Consider the following 25,550-nt stretch of genomic DNA (forward strand, 5'->3'; position numbering starts at 1 on the left):
GCCGTGGGCTCAGAGCGTCCGGAGCACGGCCTCGAGCACCCGGTCGGCGCCGACGTCGGTGTGCTCGAGGAAGAACGACGGCTCGGTCAGCTCGAGCTCCATGAGTCGCAGCGTGCCGCCGGAGTCGGTCACGACGTCGACCCGGGCATAGAGCAGATCCGTCCCGAGAATCTTCGTCGCCACGGAGACCACGCGCTCGGCGAACACCACCTGCTCGGCCGACGGCTCCCGGGCGCGGATGTCCTCCTTCAGCTCGGGGAGCTCTCGGGGATCGTCGCCCGTCGTGAGCAGCGCGCCCTTGCGGAAGGCATGGGAGTACCGCCCCCCGAACAGCAGGATCCCGGTCTCTCCCTCGCTGTCGACCGCGTCGACGTACGGCTGGGTCATGGTGGGTCGGCCCGCGTCGAGCAGCGAGCGGCCGTGCTGGAGCGCGCGCTCGGGGTCGGCCCAGCGGGCCGTGTCGGCCGAACCCGCCGAGATCGTCGGCTTGACCACCCACTCGCGCGCTGGGGGAAGGTCCTGCGCGCGATCGACCGACCAGGCCGTGGGCACGATCGCGACGCCGGCCGCCTCCAGCTCCCGCAGGTAGGTCTTGTCGGTGTTCCAGCGCAGCACGGGCGCAGGATTGGCCAGGCGGGGCACCGCCGCGGCCCAGGCCAGGAACTCCGCGCGGCGCGGGACGTAGTCCCAGCACGACCGCACGACGACGAGGTCGAAGGCCTCCCAGTCGACGGCGGGATCGTCCCAGACGACGACCTCGCTCGTCGTGCCGGCACGGTCGGCCGCAGCGGCCAGCAGCGGGAGATCGGCGTCGCCGGCCGCGAATGCGGCCCCCGACGCCCAGGCGATGCGCGTCATGGTGCTGATGGTGTCACAAGAAAATCTGTCTTACGTGAAGGTATAAACTTCAGTTATGCCTGAGGCTGAACTGAAGGACCCGACGGTGCGGGTGGCCGTCATTGTCGATCTCGTCGGGTCGCGGAAGTATCCGGACAGGGCATGGGTGCATGCGGCGTTCACCACGGCGATGGACGAGGTCAACCAGCGCGTCCGTCCCGATCAGCGTATGGCGCCGACGCTCGGTGACGAGGCCCAAGCGCGCTACTACTCCGTGGGCGCCGCGCTGCGGGCCACGCTCTTGATGCGGTTGGTGCTACCGGACGGTTTGGACTGCCGGGCAGGAGTCGGTGTCGGCGCGGTCACACACCTCGGCACTGGCGCGGCCGGACTGATCCAAGACGGACCGGGCTGGTGGGCCGCCAGGGACGCAATCAACGAGGCCAAGGCGCGGGAGGTGGGTCGCGACCGCACCCTGCGTACGTGGTACGCCCGTGCGCCGCTTGCCGCGGAGTACCCGCGGTCCCGGCACGTCAACGCTCTCCTTCTCGTGCGCGACGAGATCGTGACGACAATGCAGGCGCGTTCGCGTCGCCTTCTTCTCGGGCTGCTGGATGGTTCTAGCCAGGTCGAGCTTGCCGAGCGTGAAGGCATCAGCCCGTCTGCCGTATCTCAGAACCTGCGACGGTCCGGCGCATACGCTGTGGCCCACTCGCAGGAGTCGTTCGACTCCTAGTCCAGACTCAGGCCTGGCCGGCCAGGCTGGCCACCACGAAGCACGGCGCTGCCGCGGCGGCGAGTCGCATCGCGACACGCACCCACCAGTACTTCCGAGCGACGATGTGGGACAGCTCAAACATTTGGTGCCGCGTGCGATCGGACAGTCTGGGCGGCTGCGCGTCCAAGGCCTCGGCCATGGCCCCCGGCGTCGGGAAGGCGGCGATGTGACCCCAGTAGTGGAGATCGCCGGGAGCGTCCGGAACGGTGTAGCGAGGCCAGACGGCCGAGCCGGCCGCCCCGACCGATCCGAGGGCGAGCGCGGCTCCTACAGTCCAAGACGCGACGCCCAGTCCCGAAAGGTCCTGAGGCGTCCAATCACGAGCGATCAATCCGCCGAGCAGGGCTCCGAATCCGATACCTAGGACTGCTAGCACCATGGAGGCCTTGTGGTCAGCGGCGCCGACCTCGCGGCGTGCCTCGGCCAGAATGACTAGCTCCACGTCGCGCGGATTGTCATCTCCGTGGTGAGTCACAGCGGCGACGCTAGCGCATCTACCTGGATACCATCATGCTAAGAGCATTGAGAATACAGTATCAATGCTCTAGCATTGATTACTGAAAACCAATGACAGAAGGTTGCTATCGTGTTTGCCATCACGGTTGACCAGCGGAGAAGTCGCACGTCGACCGACCGGGTCCCTGGGCTACTGCGCCAGCTCAACACTCTCGACCTCACACGCAGGTTCGAACGCACCGCCGGTGACGAGGTGCAGGGACTCTGTGCCGAGGGAGCCATGGTTGTCGAGGTGATCGGCCACCTCGTGAGTGATCAGGGCTGGTGGGTCGGCATCGGTGTCGGCAGGGTCGAGCAGCCACTTCCCCATTCAGTTCGCGAGAGTCGCGGACCAGCGCTGATCGCTGCCAGGGCCGCGGTCGAACGAGCCCATCGGGAACCGTCCGGGCTCGCTGTGGACGGCGAGGCGGGCGGTCCGGCTCGGGATGCTGAGACGCTCCTTCAGGTGCTGGCGCGACTGAGACAGGCTCGTACCCCTGAGGGTCGCGAGGCCGTGAACATGATGAGCCACGAAGTCACCCAGGCGAAAGCGGCACGCGCGCTGGGGATCTCGGCCCAAGCCATGAGCCGTCGACTGAGAGTTGCCCAGTGGCCCGAGGATGTCCGGGTCGCCGAGCTTGCCGGGCGCCTGCTCGACGCCGCGGCCGCCGCGTAATCTGTCCCCATGGCCGACGATCGCCCCACGAACTCCACCACGCCCGACATCAAGCCCCGCAGTCGCGACGTCACCGACGGACTCAAGGCCACGGCATCGCGCGGCATGCTGCGCGCCGTGGGCATGGGTGACGACGACTGGGTCAAGCCCCAGATCGGTGTGGCCTCGAGCTGGAACGAGATCACCCCGTGCAACCTGCCGCTGGACCGGCTGGCCAAGAGCGTCAAGGTCGGGGTCCACGCGGGCGGCGGCTATCCGCTCGAGTTCGGCACGATCAGCGTCTCCGACGGCATCTCGATGGGTCACGAGGGCATGCACTTCTCGCTCGTGAGCCGCGAGGTCATCGCCGACTCGGTCGAGACCGTCATGATGGCCGAGCGGCTCGACGGCTCGGTCCTGCTGGCCGGGTGCGACAAGAGCCTGCCCGGCATGCTCATGGCGGCGGCGCGACTCGACCTCGCCAGTGTGTTCCTCTATGCGGGCTCGATCATGCCGGGCAACGTCGATGGCAAGGACGTCACGATCATCGACGCCTTCGAGGCCGTCGGTGCGTGCATGCGCGGTCTGATGAGCCGCGAGCAGGTCGACAAGATCGAGCGGGCCATCTGCCCCGGCGAGGGCGCGTGCGGCGGCATGTACACGGCCAACACGATGGCGTCGGCCGCCGAGGCCCTGGGCATGAGCCTTCCGGGCTCGGCCGCGCCTCCCGGGCCCGACAAGCGCCGCGACGGCTTCGCGGAGGAGTCCGGCAAGGCCGTCGTCGAGATGCTGCGTCGCGGCATCACGGCGCGTCAGATCCTGACCAAGGAGGCCTTCGAGAACGCCATCACGGTCGTCATGGCCCTCGGCGGCTCGACCAACGCCGTCCTGCACCTGCTGGCGATCGCGCGGGAGGCCGAGGTCGACCTGACGCTCGAGGACTTCAGCCGCATCGGCGACAAGGTGCCGCACCTGGGCGACCTGAAGCCCTTCGGCCGCTACGTCATGAACGACGTCGACAAGGTCGGCGGCATCCCGGTCATCATGAAGGCCCTGCTCGACGCCGGCCTGATGCACGGCGACTGCCTGACGGTCACGGGCCGGACGATGGCCGAGAACCTCGCCCACATCGAGCTGGGCCTCGACGGCGACATCATCCGTCCCCTGGAGAAGCCGATCCACCGCACGGGTGGCCTGACGATCCTGCACGGCTCGCTCGCGCCGGAGGGAGCCGTCGTCAAGAGCGCCGGCTTCGACTCGGACGTCTTCCGCGGCACGGCCCGCGTCTTCGACGGCGAGCAGGCGGCGATGGAGGCGCTCGAGGACGGCACCATCACCGCGGGCGACGTCGTCGTCATCCGCTACGAGGGTCCCAAGGGCGGCCCGGGCATGCGCGAGATGCTTGCGATCACCGGAGCCATCAAGGGCGCCGGCCTCGGCAAGGACGTCCTGCTGCTGACCGATGGTCGCTTCTCCGGAGGCACCACGGGGCTGTGCGTCGGCCACGTCGCCCCGGAGGCGGTCGACGGTGGACCGATCGCCTTCGTGCGCGACGGCGACCCGATCACCCTCGACGTCGCCAACAAGCTCCTCGAGGTCGAGATCGATCCCGACGAGCTCGCCGCCCGCAAGGTCGGCTGGGAGCCCCTGCCGCCGAAGTACACGACCGGGGTGCTCGCGAAGTACCGCAAGCTCGTGAGCTCGGCGGCCCACGGCGCCATCACCGGCTGACCGGCGCCCCGCGCGCGGCGCATAGAATTCGCCGGTGCCCGACTTCACCGACGACGATCTCGTGACGGCCCTGCGTGTCCTGGGCCAGGCCGGATCCCTTCCCGAGGACGATCCGTCCTACGTCGCCCTGCGCCGCGCGACGGGGGGCTTCTTCAAGGCCGCCAAGCGTGAGCGTCGCAAGGCCAAGCGCGACGAGGTCAACGCCGCCGACCGGGCCGTCATCGAGCTCACCGCCACGGGGTCGGCGAGCCGGATCGACGACGAGACCGCCGGCATCCCGCTGGTCTCGAACGCGCGCGGCGCCACGGCGGGGGAGCTGCTCGTGCCGCGGGGCTGCTACATGTGCAAGCAGAAGTACACGACGGTCGACGCGTTCTACCACCAGCTCTGCCCGGCGTGCGCGGCGTTCAGCCACGGCAAGCGGGACGCCCGCACCGACCTGACCGGCCGCCGGGCCCTGCTGACCGGGGGGCGCGCCAAGATCGGCATGTACATCGCGCTGCGCCTGCTGCGCGACGGGGCGCACCTCACGATCACGACCCGGTTCCCGCGTGACGCGGTGCGCCGCTTCACCCAGATGCCCGACTCGCCCGAGTGGCTGCACCGGCTCAAGGTCGTCGGGATCGACCTGCGTGACCCCGCCCAGGTCATCGGCCTGGCCGACGACGTCGCCGCGGCCGGTCCGCTCGACATCCTGATCAACAACGCGGCCCAGACCGTCAAGCGTCAGCCGGGCGCCTACTCGGCGATCGCCGACGCCGAGTCCGCGCCGTTGCCGGCCGGATCGCCCGTGGAGCTCGTGACGTTCGGCCACACGAGCGACGCGCATCCCGCGTCGCTCGTCGGCTCGGTCTCGGCCCACCCGGTGCTGGCGGGGGACACCGCGACCGCCGACGCCCTGACGTCGCTGGCACTCACCGCAGGCTCGGCCGACGTCGACCGCATCGACGCCGGCGGCCTGCTCCCCGACGTCGTCGACACCAACAGCTGGGTGCAGACGGTCTCGGAGGTCGACGCCCTGGAGCTGCTCGAGGTGCAGCTGTGCAACAGCGTCGCGCCGTTCATCCTCGTCAGTCGGCTCCGGCCGGCCATGGCAGCGGCTGCGGCCCGGCGCAAGTACGTCGTCAACGTCTCGGCGATGGAGGGCCAGTTCGGTCGCCGGTACAAGGGGGCCGGTCACCCGCACACCAACATGGCCAAGGCTGCGCTCAACATGCTGACCCGCACGAGCGCCGAGGAGATGCTTCAGAGCGACGGCATCTTGATGACCGCGGTCGACACCGGCTGGATCACCGACGAGCGGCCGTACACGACCAAGGTGCGCCTGGCCGACGAGGGCTTCAAGGCGCCGCTCGACCTGGTCGACGGCGCCGCGCGCGTGTACGACCCCGTCGTGCGCGGCGAGGCCGGCGAGGACCTGTTCGGCGTCTTCCTGAAGGACTACGCCCCGTCGCCCTGGTGAGGTGAGGCCCTGGCGAGGTGACGACGAGGGGCCCGGTCACCACGCCAGTGGTGTCCGGGCCCCTCGTCGTCGACCGGCGTCAGCCGCCGATGCACTCCGCCAGCTCGGTGGAGAGCGACTCGATGGCGTCCTCGTCCTGCTGGGACGGGTCGTAGTCCTCGTCGCCGTCGACGATCGCCTGCAGCGCCTCGTCGGAGAGGTCGGAGTCGGCGTACGCCTCGGCCACGCAGTCGACCTGCTCGTCAGTCGCGTCCGCACTGCTGAAGTCGTCGTCGCTCTTGAACGCGTTCGCGATGTCGTCGGCGGACGGACGGTCGCCGCCGCCACCGCATGCCGCAGTGAACGCGAGCATCGAGACGGCAGCCGTGGCCGCCAGGGTCTTCTTCATCGGATTCCCTTCGTCGGTCGCGGCTCGATGCCGCGCACGGTCATTCAATCGGGTTGACCGCCACGAGGCGAATCACGAGACCGCGTCTGCGGAGGCCGGACCTCAGCCGGTGATGCAGGCCTCGAGGTCGTCGCTGACCTCGCGGAACGCGTCGGCGTCGTCCTGGGGCACCGCGGCGACGCCGGTGACGTCGATGTCGCCATCGACGATCTTGTTCAGGGTGTCGTCGGAGATGTCGGACGCCTCGACCTTCTCGGCGATGCAGTCGGCGGACTCCTCCGTGATGCCGAGCGACTCACCCTGCTCGAGGATCGAGTCGCTGAGCTGGTCGACGCTCGGGCGGCCGGCGCCGCACGCCGAGGTCAGGACGATGACGGAGACGGCAGTGGCCGTCATGAGCTTCTTCATGGTGACTCCAGGTTCGTGGCGCGGCGACTGCCGCGGGCTTGGTGGCGGTCGAGAGGTCCGGATGCGGCCTGGCTCAGCCGGTGATGCAGGCGATGACGTCGTCGGTGATGGCCTTCCAGGCGTCGATGTCGTCCTGCGGCATCTCCACAGTGAAACCGGTCAGGTCGATCTCGCCGTCGGCGATGTCCTTGACCGTGCCGTTCGACATGTCGGAGCCGTGGACCTCGTCGGCCATGCACTCGGCGGCGCTCGCGTCGATCGGGATGGTGTCGGACGACTGCGACTCGAACTGCTCGGCGAGAGCCGACTTGCTGGGACGATCGGCACCGCAGGCCGACGTCAAGACGAGGACGGAGACGGCAGCGGCCGTCATGAGCTTCTTCATGGTGACTCCCAGGCTCGGGGCGCGGACGCTTGCCGCGCTCCGCGCCAGTCAATCGGATCGCGACGGCTGGCGCGATAGGGACCCCTCCCCATCGGCGCTCAGCCGTCGCTGTGGCGCGACGCGATCAGCTGGTGACGCACTCCGCCAGGTCGGTGCTGAGGTCCCGGAGCGTGTCGGCCTCCTCGTCGGAGCCCTCGTAGTCCTCGTCGCCGTCGACGATGGCCTGGAGCGTCTCGTCGGACAGGTCGGAGTCGACGAGCTTCTCGGCGGCGCAGTCGGCCTGGTCATCCTCGAGCACGGTGGGGAAGACGCTGTCCTCGCTCGTCAGAGCCGCTGACACCTCGTCGACCGACGGGCGGCCTCCGCCGCCGCACGCCGTGGTGAACACGAGCAACGCGGCCGAAGCAGACACGGCCATGAACTTCTTCATCTGGTCAAACCCCCTGAATCAGGTTGCGACGCCCTGTCGCGCGACCCCATTCAAGCGGTCCCGGGAGCTTCCCGCGAACGGGGGACGTCAGACGGCGCAGTCCGCCAGCACCTGCACCTGGGCGCGGGCCAAGGTCGAGGACGCCTCGTCGGACAGCTCCGCCTGCGGATCGGCGTCGGCCACGACCTGCAGGTCGGCGTCGGACAGGTCCGACGCCACGAGGATCTTCGCGGCGCACTCGGCCTGCTGCTCGGCCACGGGAAAGTGCGAGCCGCTCGCGGTGAGACCGGCCTGGACGTCCTCGACGGCCGGACGTCCCCCGGAGCAGGCCGTGAGGAGCAGGAGCGGGACGAGAGTGGCGCCGACCAGGCGGGCGCGGGACGAGACCATGGGGGCATCGTAGGTCTGGCGCGGTCCTCGGGGGAGGCGATCGGTCGCACCGGCATTCCACATCGTGGTACCGGGCGTCTCGCAACTTGACCACGCCCGAGAGCCGGGACACACTGGTCGCGTGCACGCGCTCCTGCTCGTATCCGTATGACGTGACCGCCCCTCGCGGGCGCACGTCTCCCTCGTCTGCCGTTTCGGCCGAGGGGTTTTTTTATGTGACACGACACGCGGACACCACACCCCCCGCACGACCGAAAAGGGACACAGCATGACGGGCCAGACGAACCTCTCGTCGATCGAGACGAGCACGCCCACGCTGACCGGGGCCCAGAGCCTCGTCCGCGCTCTCGAGAACGCCGGCGTCGAGGTCATCTTCGGCATTCCCGGCGGAGCGATCCTCCCGGCGTACGACCCCCTGTTCGACTCCTCGATCCGCCACATCCTGGTGCGTCACGAGCAGGGCGCGGGTCACGCGGCCCAGGGCTACGCGGCGGCCTCCGGGCGCGTAGGTGTCTGCATGGCCACCTCCGGGCCCGGAGCCACCAACCTCGTCACGGCCATCGCCGACGCCTACATGGACTCCGTCCCGATCGTCGCGATCACGGGTCAGGTCTCCTCCAACCTGATCGGCACCGACGGCTTCCAGGAGGCCGACATCCGCGGCATCACGATGCCGATCACCAAGCACAGCTACCTCGTGACCGACGCGTCCGAGATCCCGCGCGTCATCGCCGAGGCGTTCCACATCGCCGGCACGGGCCGCCCTGGGCCGGTCCTGGTCGACATCGCCAAGGACGCGCTGCAGGCGACCACGACGTTCGACTGGCCCCACGAGCTCGCGCTGCCCGGCTACCGGCCCACGACACACCCGCACGGCAAGCAGGTCCGCGAGGCCGCCCGGCTCCTGGTCGACGCCGAGCGTCCCGTGCTGTACGTCGGCGGCGGAGTCATCAAGGCCGAGGCCTCCGCGGAGCTGCTGCGCCTCGCCGAGACGTACAACATCCCGGTCGTCACGACCCTGATGGCGCGCGGCGCCTTCCCCGACAGCCACGAGCTGCACCTGGGCATGCCCGGCATGCACGGCACGGTCGCCGCGGTGGCCGCGCTGCAGCGGGCCGACCTCCTGGTCAGCCTCGGCGCCCGGTTCGACGACCGGGTGACGGGCAACCTCGACTCCTTCGCGCCGCTGGCCAAGGTCATCCACGCCGACATCGACCCGGCCGAGATCTCCAAGAACCGCCACGCCGACGTCCCGATCGTGGGCGACTGCCGCGAGGTCATCAGCGACCTCCTCGTGGTCCTGGGCGCTCTGGCCGAGGACGGCGAGAAGGGCGACTACGCCGCCTGGTGCCAGCAGATGGGCTCGGTCAAGGCCAAGTACCCCGTCGGCTACGACGCGCCGGCCGAGGGCCTCGCTCCGCAGACCGTGATCGAGCGGATCAGTGCCATCGCAGGCCCCGAGGCGGTCTACGCCGCGGGCGTCGGCCAGCACCAGATGTGGGCCGCTCACTACGTCGACTACGAGCGTCCGCGGCAGTGGCTCAACTCCGGCGGCGCCGGCACGATGGGCTACGCCGTCCCCGCGGCGATGGGCGCGCAGGTCGCCGATCCCGACCGGGTCGTGTGGGCCATCGACGGCGACGGCTGCTTCCAGATGACCAACCAGGAGCTCGCGACGTGCGCGCTCGAGGGCATCCCGATCAAGGTCGCGGTCATCAACAACTCCTCCCTCGGCATGGTGCGGCAGTGGCAGACGCTCTTCTACGAAGGCCGCTACTCCAACACCGACCTCAACACCGGTCCGGAGAGCATCGGTGCCCGCCGCATCCCGGACTTCGTCAAGCTCGCCGACGCCTACGGGTGCGTCGGACTGCGCTGCGACTCGGTCGAGGACCTCGACGCGACGATCGAGAAGGCCATGGCCATCACCGATCGTCCGGTCGTGATCGACTTCGTGGTCGAGCGCGACGCGATGGTCTGGCCCATGGTCGCCGCCGGCACGAGCAACGACGCCATCAAGATCGCGCGTGACCTCGCGCCCGAGTGGGAAGCAGATGACCTGTGACAACTCAGCACACGCTGTCGGTGCTCGTCGAGAACACCCCGGGTGTCCTCGCGCGCGTCTCGAGCCTGTTCATGCGCCGCGGCTTCAACATCGAGTCGCTCGCGGTCGGTCCCACCGAGATTCCCGAGATCAGCCGCATGACGATCGTCGTCAACGTCGACGAGCTGCCGCTCGAGCAGGTCACGAAGCAGCTCAACAAGCTCGTCAACGTGCTCAAGATCGTCGAGCTCGACTCTGACTCCGCGGTCGAGCGCGAGCTCATGCTGATCAAGGTCAAGACCGATCCCGCCACCCGGGGCCAGGTGCTCGAGACCGTCCAGCTCTTCCGCGCCAAGGTCGTCGACGTCTCCACCGACGCCGTCACGATCGAGGCCACCGGCGACTCCGGCAAGCTCACCGCGATGCTCAAGGTGCTCGAGCCCTTCGGCATCCGCGAGATCGCCCAGTCCGGTCGCGTCGCGATCGGCCGAGGCGCCCGTTCCATCACCGATCGCAGCCTGCGCGCCGTCCCCGGCACCCAGGCCGGCTGAACCACCCCACCCAAGGAGAGATTCTCGTGCCCGAGCTGTTCTACGACGACAATGCCGACCTGTCGATCATCCAGGGCCGCAATGTCGCGGTCATCGGCTACGGAAGCCAGGGCCACGCCCACGCGCTCAACCTTCGCGACTCCGGTGTCGACGTCCGCGTCGGCCTGAAGGAGGGCTCGAAGAGCCGCGCCAAGGCCGAGGCCGAGGGCCTGCGGGTCCTGGGTGTCGCCGAGGCCGTGGAGGAGGCCGACGTCGTCGTGATCCTCACGCCCGACCAGGTCCAGCGCACGGTCTACGCCGAGGACATCGCGCCGAACCTCGTGGCCGGTGACGCCCTGGTGTTCGGCCACGGCTTCAACATCCGCTTCGGCTACATCCAGGCGCCCGAGGGCGTCGACGTCGTGCTGGTCGCGCCGAAGGCTCCCGGCCACACGGTTCGCCGTGAGTTCGTGGCCGGACGCGGCATCCCCGACATCATCGGTGTCGAGCAGGACGCCACGGGCAAGGCGTGGGACCTCGCGCTCTCGTACGCCAAGGCGATCGGCGGCACCCGGGCCGGCGTCATCAAGACGACCTTCACCGAGGAGACCGAGACCGATCTCTTCGGTGAGCAGGCCGTGCTGTGCGGCGGCATGTCCCACCTGGTCCAGGCGGGCTTCGAGACCCTGACCGAGGCCGGCTACCAGCCGGAGATCGCCTACTTCGAGGTGCTGCACGAGCTCAAGCTCATCGTCGACCTGATGTGGGAGGGCGGCATCGCCAAGCAGCGGTGGAGCATCTCCGACACCGCCGAGTACGGCGACTACGTCTCCGGTCCGCGGGTCATCGACGGCTCGGTCAAGGAGCGCATGAAGGAGGTCCTCGCCGACATCCAGTCGGGGGCCTTCGCCGAGCGCTTCATCGCCGACCAGGACAACGGCGGCACGGAGTTCCTCGAGCTCCGCGAGAAGGAGGCCGGTCACGCGATCGAGGCCACCGGCAAGGCTCTGCGCTCGCACTTCGCGTGGAAGCAGACCGACACCGACTACGTCGAGGGCTCCGCTGCTCGCTGAGCACTCACCGCACCGCTCCGCTGGGAGCGACGCTCCGGGTTCGCACCGGGCGTCGCTCCCAGCGGCGTTTCTGCCAGGTGGACGCAATCTGAGGGTTCGTGGTGGCCGGAGGCTCGAGTCTGAGGGTTTGCGGGTGCCCGGGAACCCTCAGGCCCTCAGACTGCTCGCGCCAGCCACCACGATCCCTCAGATTCGGTCCCCACGAACCGGGGTGGCCGGTGGGCCTTACGCGATCAGGTCGATCGACGTCCCGCGTGAGAGGGAGGCGGCCCGGCCGTCCTGGACGTCGTCGAGGGCGAGCCGCAGCCGGGCGACGCCCTCGGTCAGGCGCTCGGGGGAGTGGGCGTAGGGCAGGCGCAGGTGCCGCTCGCCGGCGGTGCCGCCCTGCGAGAAGAACCGCGGCCCCGGCGTGAGGAGCAGCCCCCGGCGCTCGGCGGCCGCACACAGGCGGGTCGAGAGTCGCCCGGGCAGCGTGACCCACAGGTTCAGACCGCCGGCCGGGCACGGAGCGGAGATCTCCGGGACGTGCGTGGCGAGCTCGGCGAGCAGGTGGTCGCGGCCCGTCCGCAGTGCAGCCCGCCCGGCCGCCGCGGTCTGGCCGCCATCGGTCAGGAGCTCGGCGAAGACCATCTGGTCGAAGGCCGACGAGCTCAGGTCGTCGATCATGCGGGCCTGCACCAGGCTCATGACCAGGTGGCGGGGCACGCGCATCCAGCCGACCCGCAACCCGCCCCAGAACGGCTTCGACGACGACCCCAGGACGACGGCGGAGGGGTCGAGCGCGGCGAGGCTGGGCGGGAGATCGATGCCGTCCAGATTCACCTCGCGCATCGACTCGTCGATGATCGCCGTCACGCCGTGGCGACGCAGCTCGTGGGCCCAGCGCTCGCGCTCCTCACCCGACATCACGGCGGCGGTCGGGTTGTGGAAGTCCGGGATCAGGTACGCGAGCGCGTGGCGACCCGCGGCCAGGGTCGTGGTCATCGCCTCGGTGTCCCACGGGGAGTCGCCGACGGGCAGTGCCGAGAGCCGGCCGCCGGCCGCCACGAGGGCGTCGTGCGCGTGCGGGTAGCTGCTGCCCTCGACCATGACCCGGTCGCCGCGGGAGAGCAGGGTCCGCGCGAGCAGCGAGATCGCCCCCATGGCACCGCTCGTGACGATGATCTGACCCGGATCGGTCGGCAGGCCGCGGTCGCTGTAGTACTGCGCCAGGAGCTCGCGGAGCACCGGGAGGCCGTCGGGCAGGTACCCGCTCGTGGCCAGCAGGCCCGGGAGCTTCTCGCAGGCCCGTTCGAAGGCCCGCGCCATGCCCGGGGGACCGACGGGTGCCGAGTAGGTGAAGGCCAACGTGTCGGTGTCGCTGTGCATGCCGATCAGAGTGCTGGCCGAGGAGGCCTGCATCGGGAGCGCGATCGTGCTGCCCGAACCGCGACGGGACTCGACCAGGCCGGCGTCCCGGAGCTCGGCGTAGACCCGCGTCGTGGTGGTGCGACTCACCCCGAGGGCCGAGGCGAGCTCGCGCTCGCTCGGCAGGCGGGCGCCGTCGGCCAGCCGGCCGTCCATCGCGGCCACGCGGATGCGGTCGCTGATCTCGAGGTAGGCCGGTCCGTCGTCGTCGAGCTCGCCGATGACGGCGGCGAGGCGGCGCGCGGAGATCACGACTGTCATAAGTCCACCCTCCCCCAATTGGATATGGTGTGCAAGGCCAATCTGTTCGACGATGGATCCATGTTGATCATTCTCGCGCTGCTGGCACTCCTCGTCTGGGCGACCTGGCGCACCGTGGTCCTGGTCCGTAGCGACGGGCTCGGAGACGTCCCGCCGCCGCGGAGCCACGACCACGAGTGGGTGGCCCCGTGGCGCGCCTGATCCCCACGAGCACCGCCGGACGCTTCGTCCGGCTCCTGATCGGCCTGTGGCTCTACGGCGCCACGATGGGATTCCTGGTGGAGGCCGGTCTCGGACTCGATCCGTGGGACGTGTTCCACGAGGGCGTCACCGAGATCGTGCCGCTGACGTTCGGCCAGGTCGTGATCCTGACCGGCGCCGTGGTGATGCTGGCGTGGATCCCGTTGCGGCAGCGCCCCGGCATCGGGACGGTGCTCAACGTCGTGCTGATCGGCGTCGCGGCCGACGTCACGCTGGCGTGGCTGCCGACTCCCGACCACCTCGGGGTGCAGATCTCCTTCCTGGCGATCGGCATCGTGGGCAACGGCCTCGCCGGGGCGCTCTACATCGGTGCGGACTTCGGCACCGGGCCGCGCGACGGGCTCTGGAGCGGCCTGGTGCGCATCACGGGGCTCAGCATCCGCGTCGTCCGCACCTCGCTCGAGGTCACCGTGCTCGCGGTCGGTTTCGCGCTCGGCGGCACGGTCGGGATCGGCACCGTCCTGTACGCGCTGCTGATCGGCCCGATCGTGCAGCTCTTCCTGGGTCTGCTCGACGGATCCGGGCCGAGGTCAACGGCGTGTGGCGATGACGAGGCTGGCGTCGGCGTCGATGAGCAGCTCGACGGCGACGAACCGCTCGTCGGTCAGCCACTGCTCGCGGACCGTGTCGACCTGGCCGTCGACGATCGGCGGCCAGTGCGCTGACGCCGTGAAGTCGTCGAGAACGGCGATGCCGCCGGGCTCGAGGAGCGCCGCGAGGTGGTCGATCTCGGCCATGACCTCGCGGACGTCGACGAAGATCAGCGAGAACGGCGCGTACTGCTCGAGCGTGGTCCAGTCGCCGGAGACGATGTCGACGTTCGGGACGCTGCTGAAGATCTCCTGGACGTCCTCGGCCAGCGACGGGTCGAGCTCCGCGCTGACGATGCGGGTTCCCTCGGCGGCGCCGCTCGACAGCCACGCCGAGCCGACGCCGGTGCCCGTGCCGAGCTCGGCCAAGGTGCCGGAGCGTGCCGCCGCCAGCGTCGCGAGCAGCCGCCCCGTCTCGTGCCGGGTCGAGGTGATGAATCCGCGTTGGCGGGCCAGGTCGAGGGTGCGTCCGACCAGGGCCGGGACGTCGAACGGAGAGGACACGGGTGTCAGTCTTTCACGCGGGACGGGCCTGGCCCGCCACGCCGCCACGCCGGTCGTTACCGATCGGTAGCCAGGACGAGGACCGGTGGGGTAGAGTCCCTGCCATGCGGAAGCAGCTCGTATCCATCGCTTGCCGCGGCAGGGTCTCCTAAAGGGCCGACTTCCTGCCGCGGAGTTCCAGCGTTGGCCCGCTGAACCGCTGCAGGATCGCATCGATCGCCACCCTGATCTGCTCCTTCTCGCGTCGGTCACCCCGACGAAGTGGTTCCGCGGACCAGCTGTCTGCACGACCGCTGACCATCAGAACCGAGAAGGAGCTTCATCATGCCTGGACCTGTGATCGAGTGGGGACCTGCCCACCTGCGCGACGACGCGAGCGAGATGCTGGACGCCCTGGCCGACGCCGACCGTCCCGACGACAACTGACGACCCGAACGGCGACCGATGGGTGAGACGCCGGTTTCAGCATCTGAGACCGCTCGTCCTAGGATGACCTCATGACGCAGACGTACAACCTCGCGATCGTTCCCGGCGACGGCATCGGCCCGGAAGTCACCGACCAGGCCCTCCAGGTCCTCGACCAGGTGGCCGGCCGGCACGACCTGTCCTTCGCCCGGACCGAGTACGACCTCGGTGCACGGCGGTGGCACGCGACGGGCGAGACGCTGCCCGACGGCGTCCTCGAGGAGATTCGCGGCCAGGACGCGATCCTCCTCGGGGCCGTCGGCGATCCGAGCGTGCCGTCAGGCGTGCTCGAGCGGGGCCTGCTGCTGAAGCTGCGCTTCGAGCTCGACCACTACGTCAACCTGCGACCGTCGACCCTGTTCCCGGGGGTGCCGACCCCGCTGGCCGAGCACGTCACGGGGCGCGGCCCCATCGACTTCGTCGTGGTCCGCGAGGGCACCGAAGGCCCGTACGTGGGCAACGGTGGCGCGATCCGGGTCGGCACGCCGCAGGAGGTCGCCACCGAGGTCAGCCTCAACACGGCCTTCGGAGTCGAGCGCGTCGTGCGCGACGCCTTCGCGCGGGCTCAGGCCCGGGCGCGCCGCAAGCTCACGCTCGTGCACAAGAACAATGTGCTCGTGCACGCGGGCCACCTGTGGAGCCGCACGGTCGACGCCGTCGCGGCGGAGTTCCCCCAGGTCAGTGTCGACTACCTGCACGTCGACGCCGCCACGATCTTCCTGGCCACCGACCCGGCCCGCTTCGACGTCATCGTCACCGACAACCTGTTCGGCGACATCCTGACCGACCTCGCCGCCGCGATCACCGGTGGCATCGGCCTCGCAGCCAGCGGCAACGTCAACCCCGACCGCACGACGCCCAGCATGTTCGAGCCGGTGCACGGCTCGGCGCCGGACATCGCCGGCCAGGGCAAGGCCGATCCCACGGCCGCCATCTTGTCGGCCGGGCTCCTCCTGGAGCACCTGGGGCACCCGGAGGCGGCGGCCGAGATCAGCGCGGCCGTCGAGGCCGACATCGCCAGCCGGTCGGGCGCCGCAGGTGCCCCGCGCACGACGCAGGAGGTGGGGGAGGCCATCGGTTCGCTGCTGGCCGCGGGCGTACCGGTGGGCTGACCGTCCACCCTGTCCCACCCTCGTCGAAAGCACTACCGTGAACTCCATGACCACCACGCCGTTCGCCAGCACGTTCACCTCGAACACCGCCGCGCGCACGGACGCCGAACGATCGGCGATCCTCGCCGACCCCGGGTTCGGCAACCACTTCACCGACCACATGTTCCTGGCCGAGTGGACCCCCGACGGCGGCTGGCAGGACGGCCGGGTGGTCCCGTACGGCCCGCTGCTCCTCGATCCGGCCACCGCCGTCCTGCACTACGCGCAGGAGATCTTCGAGGGACTCAAGGCGTACGCGCACGCCGACGGATCGGTGTGGGGCTTCCGGCCGGAGGCCAACGCCGACCGGCTCGCCCGCTCGGCCCACCGGCTCGCCCTGCCGGAGCTGCCGCAGGACTGGTTCCTCGGGTCGATCCGCGAGCTCGTGACCGCCGACCGCGCCTGGGTGCCGACCGGTGAGGAGCGCAGCCTGTACCTGCGTCCCTTCATGTTCGCCTCCGAGGTCTTCCTGGGAGTGCGCCCCTCGCAGCACGTGACCTACTCGGTCATCGCGTCGCCGGCGGGCGCCTACTTCAAGGCCGGTCTCAAGCCGGTCGACATCTGGCTCTCCGAGACGTTCACGCGCGCGGGGGCCGGAGGCACGGGCGCGGCCAAGTGCGGTGGCAACTACGCCGCCAGCCTGCTGCCGCAGCAGGAGGCCTTCGCTCACGGCTGCGAGCAGGTCGCCTTCCTGGACTCGGTCGAGAACCGGTGGGTCGAGGAGCTCGGTGGCATGAACCTGTACTTCGTGCAGTCCGACGGCTCCATCGTCACCCCGGAGCTCAGCGGCTCGATCCTCGAGGGCATCACCCGCGACTCGATCATGACCCTGGCCCGCGACCTCGGCCATGAGGTCGTCGAGCGCAAGGTCTCGATCGAGGAGTGGCGCGAGGGCGTCGCGAGCGGCCAGATCTCCGAGGTCTTCGCCTGCGGGACCGCGGCCGTGGTCACGCCCGTCGGCCGGCTGGCCTGGGACGGTGGCGAGGTCGACAGCGCCAAGGGTGAGATCGGCAAGGTCACGGCCGAGCTGCGCTCGGCGCTGGTCGACATCCAGTACGGACGCGCCGAGGACCGCCACGGCTGGATGACCCGGCTCGTCTGAGCCGGTGGTCGTGGCGCCTCAGGCGCCGTCCGGACCGACCGGGTCGGAGACGTCGCTGGAGAGATCGACCACGAGCCAGCGATTGCTGTCCTTCTCGAGCTCGTACACGGAGGTGTGCTCGTACTGCTCCGCCTCGCCGTCCACGTCGTAGGACTGGGTGACGTCCACCGAGACCGTGGCCTCGCGGTCGTCGTGCTCGACGATCTCGAGGTCGTCGATCTCCAGGGCGAACGACTCGTCGTCGTAGCCCTGGTCCTCGGCCGCCTCCCGCGCGTCGTCGAGGGCGTCCTCACAGTCCTTGACCGTGTCGAGATCGGTGATCGGGTGGGCGATGAGGACCTCGCAGTCCTCGGCGTTCGGGGCCTCGACGAACGACTCCAGGGCCACGTCCGGAGCCTGGGGGTCGCCGTCGGGGCCGGGTCCCGTCTCGGAGTTCGCGTCCGACGACCCGAGGGCCAGCACGACCGCTCCCGCTGGCCCGGGGCGTCGTCAGTCCTCGCGTGCCACGACCACCTTGCCGATGACGTGGCCGTCCTCGACGAGGCGGTGCGCCTCGCGCAGCTGCGCCGCGTCGATCGGCGTGAGGGTCGTGGTGATGGTGGAGCGGAAGGTCCCCGCATCGACGAGTCGCGCGACCTCGGTCAGGATCTCGTGCTGGCGGACCTGGTCGGCGCCACCCTGGAGGGGACGGGTGAACATGAGCTCCCAGTGCCACGACAGGCTCTTGGACTTGAACGCCCGGACGTCCAGCGACGACGGATCGTCGATCGCGACGACGGCTCCGAACGGCCGGAGCAGGTCGGCGAACGTCTCGACCATGCCCTCGGAGTGTGCGGTGAAGATCCAGTCGACGCCGTCGGGGGCGATGCTGCCGACACCTGCGGCGAGGTCGTCACGGTGGTTCACCACGTGGTCGGCTCCGAGCGACCGCACCCAGGCCTCGCCCTCGGGGTGTGAGGCCGTCGCGATGACCGCGACCTGAGGGAGCAGGTGCTCGACGATCTGGAGCATGATCGAGCCGACGCCGCCCGTCGCACCCACCACGAGCAGGGTCCCGCTCGAGTCCGGCGTCAGTCGCAGCTTGTCGAACAGCGACTCCCACGCCGTGATGGCCGTGAGCGGCAGGGCCGCGGCCTCGGTGAATGACAGGGTCGCGGGCTTGGGGCCGACGATGCGCTCGTCGACCAGGTGCAGCGCGGCGTTGCTGCCGGGACGGCTGATGTCGCCGGCGTACCAGACCTCGTCGCCCGGCTGGAAGAGCGTCACGGCCCGACCGACGTCGCGCACGATGCCGCTGGCGTCGAAGCCGAGCACTCGCTCGCCGTCGGGGTCGCCGCCGAGGCGGACCTTGACGTCCACGGGGTTGACCGAGACCGCGCGGACGTCGACCACGAGGTCGTGCGGGCCGGGCGAGGGGGCGTCCAGCACGACGTCGACGAGCGCCTCCGGGTCGGTGGCGGGCAGGGAGCGTGTGAAGGCGACGGCGGTGTTGGGGATCATGGCTCCAGCCTGCGCGACGGCGTCAAGCGCGGCTCGTCCAGTCGTGGCCAGCCGAGCGACAGGCCGGGAGCTCCGGCACGCACGGACGGGCTCCGTGACGACCCCGTGTGGGGTCGACGGGTCGAGTGCGACGTGTGATTCGATCGGACTATGACCCACCTCACATCCGATGCGCCTGCGACGCGCCTCGAGCACGACCTGATCGGGGAGCGCCCGGTGCCGGCGGAGGTCTACTGGGGCGTGCACACCCTTCGCGCCCTGGAGAACTTCCCCATCACCGGCATCCCGATCTCCGAGAGTCCGTACCTCGTGGAGGCGTTGGCCTCGGTCAAGGAGGCCGCCGCGCTCGCGAACCATCAGCTCGGTCTGCTCGACGACACACGGTTCGGCGCGATCCGCGACGCCTGCGAGGAGATCAGGGCCGGGCAGTGGCACGACCAGTTCGTGGTCGACGTGATCCAGGGCGGCGCGGGCACCTCGACCAACATGAACGCCAACGAGGTCATCGCGAACCGGGCCCTGGAGATCCTGGGGCACGCCAAGGGCGACCATCACGTGCTGCATCCCAACGAGCACGTCAACCTCAGCCAGTCGACCAACGACGTCTACCCGACGGCCGTCAAGATCTCGATGATCCTGGCCGCGCGCGACCTGCTGAGCGCGATGGCCCGCCTCGAGGACTCGTTCGCCCGCAAGGCGCTGGAGTTCCACGACGTGCTGAAGATGGGGCGCACGCAGCTGCAGGACGCGGTGCCGATGACGCTCGGCCAGGAGTTCGGGACGTACGCCCAGATGCTCGCCGAGGACCGCGCCCGCCTGTCGGAGGCCGTCGCGCTGCTCCACGAGATCAACCTCGGCGCCACCGCGATCGGCACGATGCTCAACGCACCGTCGGGCTACGTGCAGATCGCCTGCACGCACCTGCGCGACATCACGGGCCTCCCGCTCGAGACGGCGGTCGACCTGATCGAGGCGACCCAGGACTGCGGCGCCTTCGTGCAGGTGTCCGGCACGCTCAAGCGGGTCGCGGTCAAGCTCGGCAAGATCTGCAACGACCTGCGACTGCTGTCGTCCGGTCCACGGGCCGGCCTGGGGGAGATCAACCTGCCGGCGGTGCAGGCGGGGTCGAGCATCATGCCCGGCAAGGTCAATCCCGTGATCCCCGAGGTCGTCAACCAGGTGGCCTTCCAGATCATCGGCCACGACGTGACGGTGTCGATGGCGGCCGAGGCCGGACAGCTGCAGCTCAACGCCTTCGAGCCGGTGATCTGCTTCTCGCTGGCGGCCGGGATCTCGCGGCTCGAGCAGGCCGTCGTGGTCCTGGCCGAACGCTGCGTCGACGGCATCACGGCGAACGTGGGCCACCTACGGGCCGAGGTCGAGCGATCGATCGGCCTGGTGACGGCCCTGAACCCCTTCATCGGCTACGAGGCGGCTACCCTCGTCGCGAAGGAGGCGTTGGCGACGGGCCGGGGCGTCGCCGAGCTCGTACTCGAGAAGGGGCTCCTGCCCCCGGAACAGCTGCAGCGGATCCTGCGGCCCGAGACCTTGGCCAATCTGGGACCCAAGCCGCCCGTCAGGTGAAGAGGGCGACGGCGTCGCCGTCGATCGAGACGATGAGCTCGCCGGCCGCGAGTCCGATCGTGACCTCGACCCCGTAGCCGTCCGGCGTCCCGTCGGGTCGCGGCGGTGCCGGCTCGCCGAGCGCCTCGGCGACGTCGGCCAGGGTCACGGTGGCCGGACCGACCGGGTCGTGCTCGGGCCACTCGGCGAGCAGGCGGTGGGCCAGGCCGGTCAGCACCGCGAGCGTCGCGGGCAGCGCCGCGAAGGAGACGTCGGCGCAGCGCAGCTCGGGCAGGCCGAAGGTCGCCAGACCGTGGGAGACGACGTCTGACCCGCTGGCCTGCACGCCGTCGACGTCGAGCGCGACCCACTGACGCGGGGCGCGAGGATCGGTCTGGTCGACCGTGTGGGTCACGAGGCGAGGCACGGCGAGGTCGATGACCACGCCGTCGTGCTGGCTCGCCAGCGTGAGTGCCTCCAGCCGGGCGGCCACCGCGTCGGCCTGGGCCGTTGCGACGGGGCCCGACCGGTGCAGGACCCGGGCGTGCGGGCGGGCCTCGAACGCCGCCAGCTGTTCGGCGTCGGCGCCGAAGCGCCGCAGCAGCGCCACGGAGGGCAGCGGTACCGGCACCGGCTCGACCGGATCGAGCGGCGCCGCGGTCGCGACCGCGTGGACGCTGTGGCGGAGCTCGGGCACAGGCACGGTCATCGGTTCGGTCCCGTCTTGGCAAGCATCGCGTCGAAGTCTAGACTCAGGAACTGTGACGAGCCCCATGATCACGGCCGTGATCATCATTGCCGGGCGCGCCGGGTCCTGACCGACAGGAACCAGCGCGCTGCCTCCCGATCCCCGGGGGGCTTTTTTGTTGCCACGAGGAACACCATGACCGCCACCCCCGATGCCCGATTCCACGTCTACGACACGACGATGCGCGACGGCGCGCAGCAGGAGGGGCTCAACCTCTCCGTGCAGGACAAGATGCACATCGCGCGCCACCTCGACGACCTCGGCGTGGGGTACATCGAGGGCGGGTGGCCCGGCTCGAACCCCAAGGACACCGAGTTCTTCGCGCTGGCGGCCAAGGAGCTCGAGCTGCGGCACGCAACGCTGGCGGCGTTCGGTGCGACGCGACGCGCCGGCGCGGTGGCCGCCGACGACCCGCTCGTCGCGGCCCTGCGCGAGTCGGGCGCCTCGGTCGTGACCCTCGTGGCCAAGAGCCACGACCGTCATGTGGAGCTGGCCCTGCGCACGACGCTGGAGGAGAACCTGGCGATGGTGCGCGACACGGTCTCGCACCTGCGCGCGGAAGGGCAGCGCGTGTTCGTCGACCTGGAGCACTTCTTCGACGGGTACCTCGCCAACCGCGCCTACGCCCTGGAGGTCGTCAGCGCGGCGACGGAGGCCGGTGCCGAGGTGGCGGTCCTGTGCGACACCAACGGCGGCATGCTGCCGCACCAGGTCACCGACGTCGTCGGCGACGTGCTCGCCGCGACGGGCGCACGACTGGGCATCCACGCGCACAACGACACCGGGTGCGCCGTCGCGAACTCGATGGCGGCGGTCCTGGCCGGTGTCACGCACGTGCAGGGCTGCCTCAACGGGTACGGGGAGCGCACCGGCAACGCCGATCTCGTGACGTGCATCGCGAACCTCGAGCTCAAGCTCGGCCGGCCGGTCCTGCCGGAGGGACGGCTCGCGGAGGCCACCCGGATCGCGCACGCGGTCTCGGAGATCACGAACTACCCGCCCCTGGCGCGGCAGCCGTACACGGGCGTCTCGTCCTTCGCCCACAAGGCGGGGCTGCATGCGAGTGCGATCCGTGTCGACCCTGATCTCTACCAGCACATCGACCCCGCCCTCGTCGGCAACGACATGCGCCTGCTGGTCTCGGAGATGGCCGGCCGTGCCACGATCGAGCTCAAGGGCCGCGAGCTCGGCTTCGACCTGGCCGACGACCCCGCACGCCTGGCGCGCCTGACCGACCGGGTCAAGGAGCTCGAGCAGTCCGGCTACACCTTCGAGGCGGCCGACGCCTCCTTCGAGCTCCTCCTGGTCGAGGAGGTCGAGGGCACACGGCCGCGCTACTTCGACGTCGAGTCCTGGCGGGTCATCGCCGAGTCGAGCAGCCCGCGCGAGGGGGCCGTGGCCGAGGCCACCGTCAAGATCGTGGCGGGCGGCCAGCGCCTGGCGGTCATCGGTGAGGGCAACGGTCCGGTCAACGCGCTCGACCACGCCCTGCGGCAGGCGATCGAGCAGGTGTACCCCGACGTCGTGCAGTTCCACCTCACGGACTTCCGGGTCCGGATCCTCGACCAGGGCCACGGCACCGACGCCGTGACCCGCGTACTGATCGAGACCTCCGACGGCAAGGACACCTGGGTCACGGTCGGCGTCGGTGCCAACATGATCGAGGCCTCCTGGATCGCGCTGACCGACGCCCTGACCTACGGTCTGCGCGCGCACGGAGTGGCCCCCACAGGCTCGTGACCCGGCAGACGTGAGACGACCGTGAGGAAGTGGCGCAGGCTCGCGATCGTCCTGCCGGTGATCGTGACGATCGTGATCGTCGCGGCCGTCGGTGGGCTGGTGATCATCGAGCAGCAGCGGCAGGTCCGAGCCGCTGACGAGGCCGATGCGGTGGCGGCCGAGTTCGTCGAGCAGGTCGATCGCTACCGCAGCGAGCTGGCCGAGATCGTGGTCGCCGGTCGCGACGGGCCGGCTCCTGACCTGCAGGCCCAGGTGCAGGCCCGGATCGACGACCCGCCGCGGCTGCCCGTGATCGGGGGCGAGGGGGCCGAGCTGTCGGGGGACTACCGCGACGCCCAGTACCTCGAGGCGACGCTCGTCGACCCGTACGTCGAGCTGGTCGACGTGCTGGGACGGGTCGCCGTGGCGCGGGACTTCATCGCGGCCGCCGACGCGGCCCTGGCCCTGCGCATCGACACGATTACGGGATCGTCGACGATTCGCGACACCGCGGTCGTCGAGCGTGAGGTGATCCCGGCGTACGAGGGTGCCCTGGCCGATCTCGAGGCCGCTCCGGTGCCGGGTGGGCAGGAGGAGCTCGCGCGCTCCGTCACGGCCGCGGTGCAGAACGTCATCGACCAGTGCGAGCTGCTGCTGGCCTTCGCGGCGCTGGGACAGAACTACTCGTTCAGCTACGGCGAGCAGCTGGCGGTCGCGGCCGAGGCCGTCCGCCTGTACGGGCTCACGGTCGACTCCGAGCTCGCGGCTGCGGTCGACGCCGTCCTGCCGACCTGAGGGACGTGCCGCGACCGGGAGCAGTCCCCGAACGGCCCGAACAAGTTGACACCGCCTGGCCCCGCGGCCACGGTTCTGCCATGAGCAAGCGAGCGACGATCATCCTGCTGTCGGTCCTCGGTGTGCTCGTCGTCGCAGCCATCGCCGTCACGACGGTGGTCCTGGTGATCCACCAGAACCACAAGAACGACGTCGCCGCGGCTGACCGCGTGGCCGCCGACTACCTCCAGGAGGTCGCGACCTTCCGCGCGGACCAGGCGACCTCGATCGGCGAGGAGCTGTCGGACTACGAGTCCGCCCTGGAGGCGATCGGCGAGGCGAAGGACGCCGTCCCGTCGATCGGCGACGCACCGGAGTACGGTCGCGAGAACTCCGGCGACTACGCCGCGGCCGCGAAGGTCGAGGCCGACATCGCCGGTGACCTCGACGCCCTGGATTCGCTCGCCCAGGAGGGGATGGACGCCGTCGAGTTCCAGGACGCCGTCGAGGTGGCGCTCGATCGCGGCACGCCGTCCGAGCTGCTGGGCACCGGCCCGTTCTCGAGCGGGCAGCCCGTGCGCGACGGGACGATCCCGGCCATGCAGGGTGTCAAGGACACCTTCGAGGCCGTCGAGGTGCCCGAGGGGTACGAGGAGACTGCGGAGCTCACGTCCGCCGCGCTGCAGCACGTGCTCGACAACTTGAACCAGATGGCTGCCTCGCTCGACGGCGGAGAGTCGTACTACTTCGAGTTCGCCGAGCAGTACAACGCCGCCGAGACCGCCCTCGACGAGGTCGAGTCGGCGCAGTCAGACGCGCTGGTAGCCGCAGTCGAGGCCTTCGGCGCCGGCGACGACCTCCCCGACTCGAGCGATCCACGGGATCGTCGCAGCGAGGACCCGGACGAGATCGAGAGCTGACCGGCTCAGGCCGGGTCGCGCCTCATCGGGACGTGATCGATGCCGGCCTCGACGTAGGGCTCGCCGTCCTGCACGAAGCCGAAGCTGGCATACCAGTCGTGCAGGTAGGCCTGCGCGCCCAGGACGATCGGTGCGCGCCCCCAGTGCCGGAGGACCTCGCGCAGGAGGCTGCCGGACAACCCGGCTCCCCGGGCGTCGCGCCGGGTGCACACCCGGCCCACGTGCCGCACGCCGTCAGGGGTGACGTACGTGCGCAGGTAGCTCGTGATGCCGCGGTCGTCGGCGAACCACAGGTGCGACGTGGTCGACTCGAGGTCGATCGCATCGGGATCGGCGTCCTCGCAGCGCTGCTCGACGTTGAACACGAGGTCGCGGATGGTCCAGATCGCGTGCACCTCGGCGCCGGTCAGGGACGGGCCGTCGGTGAGGTGGGGGCTCGACACCCGCTCAGCCTACGGCGCGCCGTGGCGCGGTGGTGCTCAGCCGGCGAGGAGGTCGTCGCGGACCTCCCACGCACTCGTGCAGGTCGGTCAGGGCTCGCGATCAGCTCGCGACGACGACCGGTTCGTACTCGTACGGCCCGGGGCAGCCGCCGAAGCGTTCCTGCGCGGCCGAGATCGGGATCTCGTGCTCGGCGTCGTGGAGAACACGGTCGCCGTCGAGGACGACGACCCGGAGCACCGTGCCCCCCGGCATGCTCTCGAACGTGCGCCAGGGGTCGATCTGCTGGACCGACCAGTCGCCGGACGCCGGCCGCGCCACGGGATGCGGTGTGCAGCCGGTCTCGAAGCAGGCGCGGACCTCTGCTCCCGGCGGCAGCGGGTCGACGAAGTCCACGACGGCCGGGCCGCCGTAGGTGTACGCGATGGCGGGGCACACCTGACCGCCGAGGCTGCACGCGGACAGCAGGGCGAGCAGCAGGACCGTACCGGGCAGGAGCGACCTGAGCCGGAAGCGTCGGGTGCGGCGCATCGCCCCA

At 70.3% G+C, this 25,550-nt stretch carries 28 protein-coding genes; 14 read left to right on the plus strand and 14 right to left on the minus strand.

Going from position 1 to position 25,550, the window contains the following annotated elements; translation table 11 throughout:
• Window positions 1-9 precede the first annotated feature (9 nt).
• A complete protein-coding gene (locus KAG51_RS05390; protein ID WP_290581414.1) occupies window positions 10-858 on the minus strand; it encodes a hypothetical protein in 849 nt (282 codons plus the stop codon).
• A gap of 55 nt (window positions 859-913) precedes the next feature.
• Here KAG51_RS05390 and KAG51_RS05395 point away from each other — a divergent pair, with 55 nt between their 5' ends.
• The gene (locus tag KAG51_RS05395) at window positions 914-1,573 is read left to right on the plus strand and encodes a SatD family protein (RefSeq protein WP_290581415.1); all 660 of its coding nucleotides are present in this window, start codon (window positions 914-916) and stop codon (window positions 1,571-1,573) included.
• A gap of 7 nt (window positions 1,574-1,580) precedes the next feature.
• On the opposite strand, the gene KAG51_RS05400 is transcribed toward KAG51_RS05395, so the two are convergent.
• Window positions 1,581-1,994, minus strand: a complete 414-nt coding sequence (locus KAG51_RS05400; protein ID WP_290581652.1) for a Pycsar system effector family protein — start codon at window positions 1,992-1,994, stop codon at window positions 1,581-1,583.
• 207 nt (window positions 1,995-2,201) lie between these two features.
• Here KAG51_RS05400 and KAG51_RS05405 point away from each other — a divergent pair, with 207 nt between their 5' ends.
• From KAG51_RS05405 to KAG51_RS05415, 3 genes are read left to right on the plus strand one after another with little or no spacing between them, the layout of a single operon-like run.
• A complete protein-coding gene (locus tag KAG51_RS05405) occupies window positions 2,202-2,786 on the plus strand; it encodes a hypothetical protein (RefSeq protein ID WP_290581416.1) in 585 nt (194 codons plus the stop codon).
• A 9-nt stretch (window positions 2,787-2,795) separates the two neighbouring features.
• Complete coding sequence (ilvD, locus tag KAG51_RS05410; RefSeq protein WP_290581417.1) at window positions 2,796-4,496, plus strand: dihydroxy-acid dehydratase; 1,701 nt, start codon at window positions 2,796-2,798, stop codon at window positions 4,494-4,496.
• Between the two features lie 34 nt (window positions 4,497-4,530).
• Window positions 4,531-5,958 (plus strand): SDR family NAD(P)-dependent oxidoreductase, encoded by a 1,428-nt coding sequence (locus KAG51_RS05415; RefSeq protein ID WP_290581418.1) that lies wholly within the window; start codon window positions 4,531-4,533, stop codon window positions 5,956-5,958.
• Between the two features lie 79 nt (window positions 5,959-6,037).
• Here KAG51_RS05415 and KAG51_RS05420 read toward each other — a convergent pair whose 3' ends face one another.
• The 5 genes from KAG51_RS05420 to KAG51_RS05440 all read right to left on the minus strand — a co-directional run bounded on the left by KAG51_RS05420 (window position 6,038) and on the right by KAG51_RS05440 (window position 7,959).
• Window positions 6,038-6,346: a hypothetical protein gene (locus KAG51_RS05420; RefSeq protein ID WP_290581420.1), complete on the minus strand. Its 309-nt coding sequence runs from the start codon at window positions 6,344-6,346 to the stop codon at window positions 6,038-6,040.
• A gap of 102 nt (window positions 6,347-6,448) precedes the next feature.
• The gene (locus KAG51_RS05425; RefSeq protein WP_290581422.1) at window positions 6,449-6,754 is read right to left on the minus strand and encodes a hypothetical protein; all 306 of its coding nucleotides are present in this window, start codon (window positions 6,752-6,754) and stop codon (window positions 6,449-6,451) included.
• Window positions 6,755-6,827: 73 nt separating this feature from the next.
• Window positions 6,828-7,139: a hypothetical protein gene (locus tag KAG51_RS05430; RefSeq protein WP_290581424.1), complete on the minus strand. Its 312-nt coding sequence runs from the start codon at window positions 7,137-7,139 to the stop codon at window positions 6,828-6,830.
• 124 nt (window positions 7,140-7,263) lie between these two features.
• Window positions 7,264-7,569 carry a hypothetical protein gene (locus KAG51_RS05435; protein ID WP_290581426.1) on the minus strand — a complete coding sequence of 102 codons (306 nt, stop codon included), beginning with the start codon at window positions 7,567-7,569 and terminating at the stop codon, window positions 7,264-7,266.
• Window positions 7,570-7,656: 87 nt separating this feature from the next.
• A complete protein-coding gene (locus tag KAG51_RS05440) occupies window positions 7,657-7,959 on the minus strand; it encodes a hypothetical protein (RefSeq protein ID WP_290581428.1) in 303 nt (100 codons plus the stop codon).
• A 268-nt stretch (window positions 7,960-8,227) separates the two neighbouring features.
• Here KAG51_RS05440 and KAG51_RS05445 point away from each other — a divergent pair, with 268 nt between their 5' ends.
• The 3 genes from KAG51_RS05445 to ilvC are packed head-to-tail and all read left to right on the plus strand — an operon-like array spanning window position 8,228 to window position 11,606.
• Window positions 8,228-10,024 (plus strand): acetolactate synthase large subunit, encoded by a 1,797-nt coding sequence (locus tag KAG51_RS05445; RefSeq protein ID WP_290581430.1) that lies wholly within the window; start codon window positions 8,228-8,230, stop codon window positions 10,022-10,024.
• Entirely contained in the window at window positions 10,021-10,554 is a 534-nt protein-coding gene (gene ilvN, locus KAG51_RS05450) for an acetolactate synthase small subunit (RefSeq protein ID WP_290581432.1), read from the plus strand. The genes KAG51_RS05445 and ilvN overlap by 4 nt, the downstream gene beginning before the upstream one ends.
• A 26-nt stretch (window positions 10,555-10,580) precedes the next feature.
• On the plus strand, window positions 10,581-11,606 hold the full coding sequence (gene ilvC / locus KAG51_RS05455; RefSeq protein WP_290581434.1) for a ketol-acid reductoisomerase: 1,026 nt from the start codon (window positions 10,581-10,583) through the stop codon (window positions 11,604-11,606).
• Window positions 11,607-11,831: 225 nt separating this feature from the next.
• Here ilvC and KAG51_RS05460 read toward each other — a convergent pair whose 3' ends face one another.
• A complete protein-coding gene (locus KAG51_RS05460; RefSeq protein WP_290581436.1) occupies window positions 11,832-13,274 on the minus strand; it encodes a PLP-dependent aminotransferase family protein in 1,443 nt (480 codons plus the stop codon).
• 60 nt (window positions 13,275-13,334) lie between these two features.
• On the opposite strand from KAG51_RS05460, the gene KAG51_RS05465 reads away from it, so the two are divergent.
• Window positions 13,335-13,475 (plus strand): hypothetical protein, encoded by a 141-nt coding sequence (locus KAG51_RS05465; RefSeq protein WP_290581438.1) that lies wholly within the window; start codon window positions 13,335-13,337, stop codon window positions 13,473-13,475.
• A gap of 590 nt (window positions 13,476-14,065) precedes the next feature.
• Here the strand turns inward: KAG51_RS05465 and KAG51_RS05470 are convergent.
• A complete protein-coding gene (locus KAG51_RS05470; protein WP_290581439.1) occupies window positions 14,066-14,629 on the minus strand; it encodes a class I SAM-dependent methyltransferase in 564 nt (187 codons plus the stop codon).
• A 497-nt stretch (window positions 14,630-15,126) separates the two neighbouring features.
• Here KAG51_RS05470 and KAG51_RS05475 point away from each other — a divergent pair, with 497 nt between their 5' ends.
• On the plus strand, window positions 15,127-16,206 hold the full coding sequence (locus tag KAG51_RS05475) for a 3-isopropylmalate dehydrogenase (protein ID WP_290581440.1): 1,080 nt from the start codon (window positions 15,127-15,129) through the stop codon (window positions 16,204-16,206).
• Window positions 16,207-16,252: 46 nt separating this feature from the next.
• Window positions 16,253-17,347, plus strand: a complete 1,095-nt coding sequence (locus tag KAG51_RS05480; protein ID WP_290581442.1) for a branched-chain amino acid aminotransferase — start codon at window positions 16,253-16,255, stop codon at window positions 17,345-17,347.
• Window positions 17,348-17,365: 18 nt separating this feature from the next.
• Here KAG51_RS05480 and KAG51_RS05485 read toward each other — a convergent pair whose 3' ends face one another.
• The gene (locus KAG51_RS05485; RefSeq protein WP_290581444.1) at window positions 17,366-17,809 is read right to left on the minus strand and encodes a hypothetical protein; all 444 of its coding nucleotides are present in this window, start codon (window positions 17,807-17,809) and stop codon (window positions 17,366-17,368) included.
• Between the two features lie 27 nt (window positions 17,810-17,836).
• Window positions 17,837-18,847: a zinc-binding alcohol dehydrogenase family protein gene (locus tag KAG51_RS05490; protein ID WP_290581446.1), complete on the minus strand. Its 1,011-nt coding sequence runs from the start codon at window positions 18,845-18,847 to the stop codon at window positions 17,837-17,839.
• Window positions 18,848-18,997: 150 nt separating this feature from the next.
• Here KAG51_RS05490 and aspA point away from each other — a divergent pair, with 150 nt between their 5' ends.
• A complete protein-coding gene (gene aspA, locus KAG51_RS05495) occupies window positions 18,998-20,431 on the plus strand; it encodes an aspartate ammonia-lyase (RefSeq protein WP_290581448.1) in 1,434 nt (477 codons plus the stop codon).
• Here the strand turns inward: aspA and KAG51_RS05500 are convergent.
• Window positions 20,424-21,119, minus strand: coding sequence for a hypothetical protein (locus KAG51_RS05500; protein WP_290581450.1), 696 nt, complete (start codon window positions 21,117-21,119; stop codon window positions 20,424-20,426). The genes aspA and KAG51_RS05500 overlap by 8 nt on opposite strands.
• Window positions 21,120-21,293: 174 nt before the next feature.
• Between KAG51_RS05500 and cimA the strand changes: the two genes are divergently transcribed.
• The 3 genes from cimA (at window position 21,294) to KAG51_RS05515 (ending at window position 24,571) form a co-directional block, all read left to right on the plus strand.
• Window positions 21,294-22,898 carry a citramalate synthase gene (gene cimA, locus KAG51_RS05505; protein WP_290581452.1) on the plus strand — a complete coding sequence of 535 codons (1,605 nt, stop codon included), beginning with the start codon at window positions 21,294-21,296 and terminating at the stop codon, window positions 22,896-22,898.
• Window positions 22,899-22,919: 21 nt separating this feature from the next.
• Window positions 22,920-23,672, plus strand: a complete 753-nt coding sequence (locus KAG51_RS05510) for a hypothetical protein (protein WP_290581454.1) — start codon at window positions 22,920-22,922, stop codon at window positions 23,670-23,672.
• Window positions 23,673-23,752: 80 nt separating this feature from the next.
• The gene (locus tag KAG51_RS05515; protein WP_290581456.1) at window positions 23,753-24,571 is read left to right on the plus strand and encodes a hypothetical protein; all 819 of its coding nucleotides are present in this window, start codon (window positions 23,753-23,755) and stop codon (window positions 24,569-24,571) included.
• A 5-nt stretch (window positions 24,572-24,576) separates the two neighbouring features.
• Here the strand turns inward: KAG51_RS05515 and KAG51_RS05520 are convergent, their stop codons facing one another.
• Window positions 24,577-25,014, minus strand: coding sequence for a GNAT family N-acetyltransferase (locus tag KAG51_RS05520; protein ID WP_290581458.1), 438 nt, complete (start codon window positions 25,012-25,014; stop codon window positions 24,577-24,579).
• A gap of 100 nt (window positions 25,015-25,114) precedes the next feature.
• On the minus strand, window positions 25,115-25,543 hold the full coding sequence (locus KAG51_RS05525; RefSeq protein ID WP_290581460.1) for a hypothetical protein: 429 nt from the start codon (window positions 25,541-25,543) through the stop codon (window positions 25,115-25,117).
• Window positions 25,544-25,550: the final 7 nt, after the last annotated feature.

Origin of the sequence: Aeromicrobium sp. (assembly GCF_023146395.1) — a bacterium.
In the GTDB taxonomy this organism is placed as follows: Bacteria; Actinomycetota; Actinomycetes; order Propionibacteriales; family Nocardioidaceae; genus Aeromicrobium.